General features: G+C 67.9%; 8 protein-coding genes. 4 read left to right on the top strand and 4 right to left on the bottom strand.

Translation table 11 applies throughout. The features are described 5' to 3' along the window. The coding region (locus J0M27_RS10905; protein ID WP_294991181.1) for a DHH family phosphoesterase at positions 1-827 on the bottom strand (827 nt) is incomplete at its 3' end. Positions 828-1008: 181 nt separating this feature from the next. Then, positions 1009-2007 (bottom strand): hypothetical protein, encoded by a 999-nt coding sequence (locus tag J0M27_RS10900; protein ID WP_294991179.1) that lies wholly within the window; start codon positions 2005-2007, stop codon positions 1009-1011. Positions 2008-2109: 102 nt separating this feature from the next. Between J0M27_RS10900 and J0M27_RS10895 the strand changes: the two genes are divergently transcribed. Then, positions 2110-3360 carry a lipoprotein-releasing ABC transporter permease subunit gene (locus J0M27_RS10895; RefSeq protein ID WP_294991177.1) on the top strand — a complete coding sequence of 417 codons (1251 nt, stop codon included), beginning with the start codon at positions 2110-2112 and terminating at the stop codon, positions 3358-3360. Then, positions 3353-4036 carry a lipoprotein-releasing ABC transporter ATP-binding protein LolD gene (gene lolD, locus J0M27_RS10890; protein ID WP_294991175.1) on the top strand — a complete coding sequence of 228 codons (684 nt, stop codon included), beginning with the start codon at positions 3353-3355 and terminating at the stop codon, positions 4034-4036. The genes J0M27_RS10895 and lolD overlap by 8 nt, the downstream gene beginning before the upstream one ends. A 1-nt stretch (position 4037) precedes the next feature. Here lolD and J0M27_RS10885 read toward each other — a convergent pair whose 3' ends face one another. Together J0M27_RS10885 and J0M27_RS10880 are read right to left on the bottom strand one after the other, a co-directional pair. Beyond that, complete coding sequence (locus J0M27_RS10885) at positions 4038-4589, bottom strand: DUF2062 domain-containing protein (RefSeq protein ID WP_294991173.1); 552 nt, start codon at positions 4587-4589, stop codon at positions 4038-4040. A gap of 27 nt (positions 4590-4616) precedes the next feature. After that, positions 4617-5315 carry a fumarylacetoacetate hydrolase family protein gene (locus J0M27_RS10880; RefSeq protein WP_294991171.1) on the bottom strand — a complete coding sequence of 233 codons (699 nt, stop codon included), beginning with the start codon at positions 5313-5315 and terminating at the stop codon, positions 4617-4619. A gap of 273 nt (positions 5316-5588) precedes the next feature. Between J0M27_RS10880 and J0M27_RS10875 the strand changes: the two genes are divergently transcribed. Further along, complete coding sequence (locus tag J0M27_RS10875) at positions 5589-6179, top strand: CBS domain-containing protein (protein WP_294991169.1); 591 nt, start codon at positions 5589-5591, stop codon at positions 6177-6179. Between the two features lie 80 nt (positions 6180-6259). Further along, positions 6260-8644: a DNA internalization-related competence protein ComEC/Rec2 gene (locus J0M27_RS10870; RefSeq protein ID WP_294991167.1), complete on the top strand. Its 2385-nt coding sequence runs from the start codon at positions 6260-6262 to the stop codon at positions 8642-8644. Positions 8645-8669 lie beyond the last annotated feature (25 nt).

Below are 8669 nucleotides of genomic sequence, written 5' to 3'. Positions count from 1 at the left end.
GGCTCGCGGCCGGCGATGGCCAGCAGCGCGGCGATGCCGGCCTGCATGCGCCCGCCGCGGATGCGCGCGAGGCCCTGGGTGACCAGGATGCGGTTGTTGCGGTCGAGCGGCACAACGTCGGCGATGGTGCCGAGGGCCACCAGGTCGAGCAGTCCGGCCAGGTTGGGTTCGCCCTGCGTGGCATAGGCGCCGCGCTGGCGCAGCTCGGCGCGCAGCGCCAGCATCACGTAGAACATCACGCCGACGCCGGCCAGCGCCTTGCTCGGAAAATCACAGCCCCGCTGGTTGGGATTGACGATGACATCGGCGGCGGGCAGGCCGCCGCCAGCGGCATCGGCGGGCAGGTGGTGGTCGGTAATCAGGGTGGCGATGCCGCGGCTGCGCAGTTCCGCGACGCCCTCGACGCTGGCGATGCCGTTGTCCACAGTGATGACCAGGTCCGGCGCGCGCTCGGCGGCGAGGCGGGCGACTTCCGGCGAGAGCCCGTAGCCGAGCGTGAAGCGGTCGGGAACCAGGTAGTCGACCGTAGCACCCATCATGCGCAGCGCGCGCAGGCCGACCGCGCAGCCGGTGGCACCGTCGCAGTCGTAGTCGGCGACGATCAGCATCCTGCGGCCGGCAGCGATCGCATCGGCGAGCAGCACCGCGGCGTCATGGGTTCCCTTGAGCCGGTCGGGGGCGAGCAGGGCGCTGCTGCGCGCGTCGAGCTCCTCCGCGGCGCGGATTCCGCGCGCCGCGTAGAGTCGCGCCAGCAGCGGATGCACGCCACCCTGTTCGAGCGTCCACGCGGCACGCGGCGGCACGTCGCGGATGGCGATGCGGGTCACTGGACGATCCTCCACCCGTCCCCACCCCCACGTCCAGCCCAGCATGGCAGGACCACCGCGGCAGCGCGGAGTGGTGCGCCGCGAAACCCTGCCTTCGCCTCAAGGCAGGGGGTGACGGCAGTTTGCCGCTGCGCGGCTCCGGTTCGCGGCTGGCGCCGCTGCGGGCGGCCGTGCGCACAGCTCATTTCGGGGCCAGTTCCGCCAGCGGCCGCGGTTTGCGCCAGAACCGCCACAGGTCCTGGCGGCGCACGCGCAGTTCAGCGCTGCCCAGGTCGCCCGGCGCAACCAGGCGCAGCGCGTCGAGGCGGCCCGCGCGCAGCGCCGCGTGTGTGGGGGCCAGCCAGGTCGTTTCGAGCTCGCCCAGGGCGTCGCGCCAGGCGATCGCATCGCCGGTGCGCGCCGGTTGTTCCAGCGCATCGACCAGAGCCAGGGCGTTGCGCAGCAAGGTGTCGGGATAGCGCACGGGCAACGCGCCACCGCCGGTACCGAACAGTTGCGCGATGCCGCGCAGCACCGGGTCGTCGCCCCATACGATGTCGTGCGCGGCATTTCGGGCGGGGGGCAAGCGCCCAGCGCCCCAGGGCCAGAGGGAATTGACCAGCGGCCGTCCGGCGCTTTCACGCGCCAGGTTCACCGGATGGGTGTGGAGGATCATCTGCGCCTCGTTGATCGCGCGGCGCCAGGGGGCATGGGCGGGTCCCGGGGGCAGCGTGGCGGCCGAGCGTCCGACGGCGTCGGGCAAGCCGGTAAACTCCGGGGCGTGATCCGTCAGGCGCAGGTTCCAGCTATCCGGCGCGAGTACCTCGAGCTGGCCGAGTTCCGCAAAAGTCGGCGCCAGCGACACGGCGAGCGCGGCGGCCTCGACGGCGTCGAGCTGCAGGTGGCGTGGGTGGTCGACGATCAGGCTGCGATCGTGGAACTGCAGGCGCACGGGGTCGAGGCACAACCATTCCTCGTCTCCGACAGCGCCATGCAGCGCGAGGCGGCGCAGGGCGGCCGCCGGCAACGGTGTCGGCAGGTCGAAGCACTCGGCGAGCGCCGCGGCGCTGGCCTGTGGCGCGGGCCGTGCCAGTACGCCGCGGCCGAGCAGAGCCGTAAAGGCGGGAAGCGGCAGGTCGTGGCTGAGGTCGGCGAGCGCCTGGCGGGTCCAGATCAGGCCTGGCACGATGAGGGTGATCATTGCAGGATCGGCGTAATGGAATCGGAAACCGGGAACCGGACTATACCGGCGCGATGCGCAGCACTCTATACTGATCCCTGATTTTCCACCTTCATCCCAGGCATGTACGAACTCCTCATCGGTCTGCGCTACACGCGCGCCCAGCCGCGCGAAGGCGTCGCCAACCGCTTCATTTCCTTCATTTCGCTGATTTCCATGCTGGGCCTGGCGCTTGGTGTGGCGGCGCTGATCGTGGTCCTGTCAGTGATGAACGGCTTCCAGAAGGAATTGCGCGAACGCATCCTCGGCGTCGTTTCGCATGTCCAGATCAGCAGCGAAAGCGGCGAACTGGCCGACTGGAGCCAGGTGGTGCAGGGCGCGGCGCGCCATCCGCGGGTCAAGGCGGCGGCGCCCTATGTCCAGGCGCAGGGCATGCTCAGCCATGACGGACAGGTGCGCGGCATGATGGTGCGCGGCATCCTGCCCGAGGTCGAGGACTCCGTGGCCGATTTCGCCCGCCACATGCGCTCGGGCAAGCTCGCGCAGCTGGTGCCGGGGGAGTTCGGCATCGTGCTCGGCAGCGAACTGGCGCGCGCGCTGCGCGCCACGACCGGCGACAAGTTGACACTGCTGGCGCCGCAGGGGCTGGTGACGCCGGCGGCGATCCTGCCGCGCGTCAAGCAGTTCCGCGTGGTGGGCATTTTCGAAGTCGGCATGTTCGAATTCGATTCCGGCCTCGCGCTGGTGCACATGGGCGATGCGCAAAAACTGTATCGCATGGACGACCGCGTCACCGGCGTGCGGCTCAAGGTCGATGACCTGTTCGCCGCGCCGCGCATCGGCCGCGAACTGCTGCGCTTCCTCGATACCGACGCCTGGGTCAGCGACTGGACGCGCAGCCATGCCAACTTCTTTCGCGCCGTGGAAATCGAAAAGCGCATGATGTTCCTGATCCTGCTCTTGATCGTCGCGGTGGCCGCCTTCAACATCGTGTCCACCCTCGTCATGGCCGTTACCGACAAGCGTGCCGACATCGCGATCCTGCGCACGCTGGGCGCCAGCCCGAAAAGCATCATGGCGATCTTCATGGTGCAGGGCACGCTGATCGGCAGCGTCGGCCTGGCTGCGGGGATCGCCGGCGGCGTCGCGCTGGCGCTGAACATCGATGTCGTGGTGCCTGCCCTGGAGAACGTCCTCGGGTTGAAGTTCCTGTCGCGCGACGTGTATTACATCAGCGATCTGCCATCCGACCTGCACTGGTCGGACGTCGGCACCATCGGCGTGGTTTCCTTCGTCCTCACCTTGCTGGCGACGCTGTATCCGAGCTGGCGCGCCTCGCGCACGCAGCCGGCGGAGGCGCTGCGCCATGAGTGAGGTGGATCCCATCCTCCATTGCGCCGGCCTGACCAAGGTGTTTCGCCAGGGCGAGGCGCAGGTGGCCGTGCTGGGTGGCGTCGACCTGAAAGTCGGCGCCGGCGAGACGGTGGCCGTGGTCGGCGCCAGCGGTTCGGGCAAGAGCACACTGCTGCACCTGCTCGGCGGACTGGATACGCCGACGGCGGGACGGGTGCTGCTGCACGGCAGCGACCTGGCCCAGGTTGACGAGGCGGAGCGTGGCAGGCTGCGCAACCATGCGCTGGGCTTCGTGTATCAGTTTCATCACCTGCTGATGGAATTCACCGCGCTGGAAAACGTCGCGATGCCGCTGCTGATCCGGCGCATCGATCGCGGCGAGGCGCTGCGTCGGTCGGGCGCCGTGCTGGAACGCGTCGGACTTGGCCATCGCCTGACGCACCGCCCCGGCGAACTTTCAGGCGGCGAACGCCAGCGCGTCGCGGTGGCACGCGCCATGGTCACCGCGCCGACCTGCCTGCTGGCGGATGAGCCGACCGGCAACCTCGATCGGGCTTCGGCGCACGCGGTATTCGACCTGCTGCTGGAGTTGTGCAGGGAGCGCGGCGCGGCGATGGTGCTGGTGACACACGATACCGATCTCGCGGCGCGTGCGCACCGGTTGACGCATCTGGAGGACGGCTTCCTGCGCGGCTGATTCAGCGCCCTTGCGCCGCGCGCCTTCGGCTGCGTTGGCGCCAGGCATGGATCAGGTAGGCGCGCCAGGCCAGTTGCATCAACAGGTAGCCGGCCAGCGCCAGTGCGGAGGCCAGCAGCAGCAGGCCCAGCGCCAGCGGCGCGCCCATGCTGGCCATCCAGTCGACCAGCGCATGAAACCAGGCCACGAAACCGGCGTCGCCCGCTTCGGGCGGCTCGATGAATTTTTGTCCGGAACCGGGCAAGACCCACTGGCCGATGGCGAAGGCGGCGATGTACAAGGGGACGATGGTGAAGGGGTTGGTGTAGAGCGTAGTCAGCAATGCGAGCGGCAGATTGACGCGAAACACCACCGCGCAGATGGCGGCACCGAGCATCTGCAAGGGCCCCGGAATCAGGCCGCAGAACAGTCCGGCGGCCACCGCGCCCGCCGCCGAATGGCGGTTGAGATCCCACAGGCGTGGATGCAGCAGGGTGTTTTCGAACGGCGCCAGCCAGCGGTTGGCGCGGATCGCTTCGTGGTCGGGCAGGTACTTGCGGATGTGGCGACGCATGGGCCGGACGGAAGTCCTCGCTTCCCCTCAGACGACGCGGATCGAGAGTTCGCCGATGCCGTCCACCGCGCCGACCATCCGGTCGCCACGCACCACCGGGCCGACGCCCTCCGGAGTGCCGGTGAAGATCAGGTCGCCGGGACAGAGTTCGAAGTACTTCGACAGGTGGGCGATGGTTTCCGGAACCGACCAGATCAGGTCGGCGAGGTCGCCCTCCTGCTTCAGCGTGCCATTGACGGTGAGCCAGACGCGTCCGGCCGCCGGATGGCCGCTGCGTGCAACGGGCATGATGGGCGAGATCGGCGCCGACTGGTCGAAGGCCTTGCCCAGTTCCCAGGGACGGCCTTTGTCGCGCAGGGCGAACTGCAGGTCGCGCCGCGTCATGTCGAAGCCGACGGCATAGCCGAAGACGTGGTCGTTGGCCGACTCGGCCCGGATAGTTTGGCCACCCTTGCCGATCGCCACTACCAGTTCCACTTCGTGGTGGTAGTTCGCTGTTTCGCTCGGATAGGCGAGTTCTCGGGTGGCGCCGGGCGCCACCGGTAGCACCGCATCCGCTGGTTTGCAGAAGAAGAAGGGCGGCTCGCGGTCCGGATCCGAACCCATTTCGCGCGCATGGGCGGCGTAGTTGCGGCCGACGCAATAGATGCGGCGCACGGGAAAGCCGGAGGTGTTCCCGGCGACGGGAACGACGGGAATGGGTGCGGGGGGGAAGACATGGTTCATGGCGGCTCCTGAGTGTAGTGGGCGATTATCGCTCACTGGCGGGGCGCAGCATTTCTTCCGGTGGCGGTACAGGACGTTCGCGACGATATCGTTGTCACGGCAGGGATGCCGCCCGGTTGGTGGTATCGCAGAATCTTGCTGCACTGCAGGAATTCGGAGTGAATCAATGGTCATATCAAAAAAATGGTTTTGACGGTGGGCTGGTTTGCGGAGAAGAATCCGCTCCACCCGCACGCAGAGGCGGATTCGACAACACATCGAGGAGAAAACACCATGCGCAATTATTCCGTGCTGCCTCGCCGGGCGCTGCAATCGGAGACCAGCTTCCACGTGCCTCGCCAGGATCTGCCACCACGTGTAACCCTCGACGATGCGGCGGTAGCGGTGATGACCGATTTCCAGAAGGTGCCGGCTTTCACCATCGATCCCGATGTCAGTGTCGATACGGCGGCACGCGTCATGCGCCGGCGCAAGGTGCATTTGCTGCTGGTGGTCGATGTCGACAACGTGGTCATCGGCATCATCACCTCGAACGACCTGATCGGCGAAAAGACCTTGCAGTGCATCAGCGCCCGCGGAATTTCCCGCGCCGATGCGCTGGTGCGCGACATCATGACGCCGGCCAGTCGCCTCGAAGTGATCAGCATGGACGACGTGCTGCATGCCCATGTCGGCCACGTCGTGGCAACCCTCAAGGCCACCGGGCGACGACACGCGGCGGTGGTGGATGAAGATGACAAGGGCCACCAGGTGCTGCGCGGCCTGTTGTCCTGTTCCCAGATCGCCCTGCAACTCGGCGAACCCGTGGAAACCGTCGAGATCGCACAGAACTTCGCCGAGATCAGCGCCGCACTGCACGCCTGATGCGGCGCCAGTTCCTGGCGCACGCCGGGGACATATCACGGGGATACCGTCCCCGGCTCACGCCGGGGACATAATGCCGGATGCGCATTTTTGTCCTGGCATTTGCCTTCGGCATCTGGCTGCTGCAGCAGCAACCCGCATTGCCCGGAGTCGGCTGGCTTGCGGGCCTTGTCGCTGCTGCGCCGATTCTCTTTTTGTTTGGTCGGCACGTCGATGAGTCGGCACCCCAAGGTGACTTCCTTCGGTCGCTGGCGCCACGGCGTCCGGTCGGCCTGGCGATGCTTGCCGGAGCGGCCGCCTGCCTCGGTTTCGCCTGGGCGTGCGGATATGCCCACTTGCGCCTGGCAAATGAACTCGCGCCGGACCTGGAAGGGCGCGACATCGAATTGGTCGGCGTGGTCGCCGGACTGCCTCAGGAACTGGAGTGCGGCGTGCGCTACGAATTCGATGTCGAGCAGTCGCCAACTGGCGTGCCGCCGCATGTTGCGCTGGCATGGTATCGCGGTCGCGACGACGTGGACGATGACGCGACGCCGCGGATTCCGGTGCGGGCCGGCGAGCGCTGGCGCTTCACGGTGCGCCTGAAGCGGCCGCACGGCAACCTCAACCCGCACGGATTCGACTACGAGGCATGGCTGTTCGAGCGCGGTATCCGCGCCACGGGTTACGTCCGTCCGCGCTCGGCGGAACGCCTGCAGGCCCGCGTATGGCGGCCCGGGTATGCGATCGAGATGCTGCGCGAAGCGATACGTGACGGGTTTCGCAGTGCGCTGCCCGAGGCGCCGTATGCCGGCATCCTGATCGCGCTCGCGATCGGCGACCAGCACTCGATCGACGCCGGCTTGTGGCAGACGTTCGCCCGCACCGGAATCACCCATCTCATGAGCATTTCCGGGTTGCACGTGACCATGCTCGCGGCGCTGGCCTATGCGTTGACCAACTGCCTGTGGCGACGCTCGACGCGCTTGCCGCTGCGCCTTCCCGCGCAGCATGCGGCAGCGCTGGGCGGTCTGTTGGCGGCGATCCTGTATTGCCTGCTGGCGGGTTTCGCGGTGCCGGCGCAGCGCACCTTGTACATGCTCGGCGTGGTCGCGCTGGCGCACCTGGTGGCCCGTGAAGTGGCCGCATCGAGGGTGTTGGCTCTGGCCTTGATGCTGGTGCTGCTGCTCGATCCACTGGCGGTGCTGGCGGCCGGTTTCTGGCTTTCCTTCGCCGCGGTGGCGCTGCTGTTCCACATCGGCGGCGGGCGCCTGGGACCTGCACATTGGCTGCTCGAGTGGGGGCGCGCGCAATGGGCCGTCACGCTGGGGATGCTGCCGGCGCTGCTGGCCCTGTTCCAGCAGTTTTCGCTGGTCTCGCCGCTGGCCAATGCGCTGGCGATTCCATTGGTGAGCCTGGTCATTACGCCCCTGGCCCTGCTGGGCAGCCTGCCCTTGCTCGATCCGCTGTTGTCGTTGGCACAGCTGCTCACCGCCTGGCTGATGCTGTTCATCGACTGGCTGGCTGCCCTGCCGCTCGCTGTCTGGCAACAGGCGGCGCCGCCGCCATGGTCCGTGCTGCTGGCGCTTGCCGGCAGCCTCTGGCTGCTGCTGCCGCGCGGTGTCGCGGCGCGCTGGCTCGGCCTGCTGACTTTCCTGCCGCTGCTGACCCTGCTGCCACCGAGGCCCGTGGCCGGTGCGGCCGCGGTCACCGTGCTCGACGTCGGCCAGGGGTTGGCGATCCATGTCCAGACCGCCACCCACGACCTGCTGTTCGACGCCGGGCCGGCCTACTCGGCCGATGCCGACAGCGGCAACCGCATCATCGCGCCCTACCTGCGCGCGCAAGGCGTGCGCCGGCTCGACGCGATGGTCATCAGCCATGGCGACAAGGACCACGAGGGCGGCGCCGCCTCCGTGATCGCCGCACTGCCGGTGACCGTGCTCAAGAGTTCGCTGCCGTTCGAGCACGCGCTGTCGGCGCTGCCGGTGGCGCATGAAACCTGTCGTGATGGGGATGCATGGGAGTGGGACGGGGTGCGCTTTGAAGTGCTGCATCCCGGCGCGCAAACCCTGTCGCGCAAGAGCAACGACCTCAGCTGCGTGCTGCGGGTGACGGCGGGCGGTCGATCGATGCTGCTCACCTCGGACATCGAGGCGGTCTCGGAACAGGCACTGCTGGCTACGAATCGCGTCCGGCTGGCGGCGTCGGTGATGACGGCGCCGCACCACGGCAGTCGCACTTCATCGACTCCCGAGTTCGTTGCCGCCGTCGCAGCGCGTGACGTGGTCTTTCCAGTCGGCTATCGCAACCGCTTCGGCCACCCGAAGCAGGATGTGCTGGAGCGCTATGTGCAAAGCGGCGCACGCCTGCATCGTACCGACGCCCACGGTGCGATCGGCATCGCGATTGACGGAACCGGTGTCGTCTTCCGCCACGAGCGCGAACTCCGGCGTCGCTACTGGCATTCGCAGCCGACCCTATAATCCGCGCCTGAACCTCCCCGGGCAC

This window comes from Sulfuritalea sp., from assembly GCF_017302275.1.
In the GTDB taxonomy this organism is placed as follows: domain Bacteria; phylum Pseudomonadota; class Gammaproteobacteria; order Burkholderiales; family Rhodocyclaceae; genus Sulfuritalea.
This window is presented reverse-complemented; position numbering and strand designations above follow the sequence as displayed.

Coding starts and splice junctions, on each gene's coding strand:
- J0M27_RS10900 (WP_294991179.1), bottom strand. CDS start 2,007: ATGATCACCCTCATCGTGCCAGGCCTGATCTGGACCCGCCAGGCGCTC.
- J0M27_RS10895 (WP_294991177.1), top strand. CDS start 2,110: ATGTACGAACTCCTCATCGGTCTGCGCTACACGCGCGCCCAGCCGCGC.
- lolD (WP_294991175.1), top strand. CDS start 3,353: ATGAGTGAGGTGGATCCCATCCTCCATTGCGCCGGCCTGACCAAGGTG.
- J0M27_RS10885 (WP_294991173.1), bottom strand. CDS start 4,589: ATGCGTCGCCACATCCGCAAGTACCTGCCCGACCACGAAGCGATCCGC.
- J0M27_RS10880 (WP_294991171.1), bottom strand. CDS start 5,315: ATGAACCATGTCTTCCCCCCCGCACCCATTCCCGTCGTTCCCGTCGCC.
- J0M27_RS10875 (WP_294991169.1), top strand. CDS start 5,589: ATGCGCAATTATTCCGTGCTGCCTCGCCGGGCGCTGCAATCGGAGACC.
- J0M27_RS10870 (WP_294991167.1), top strand. CDS start 6,260: ATGCGCATTTTTGTCCTGGCATTTGCCTTCGGCATCTGGCTGCTGCAG.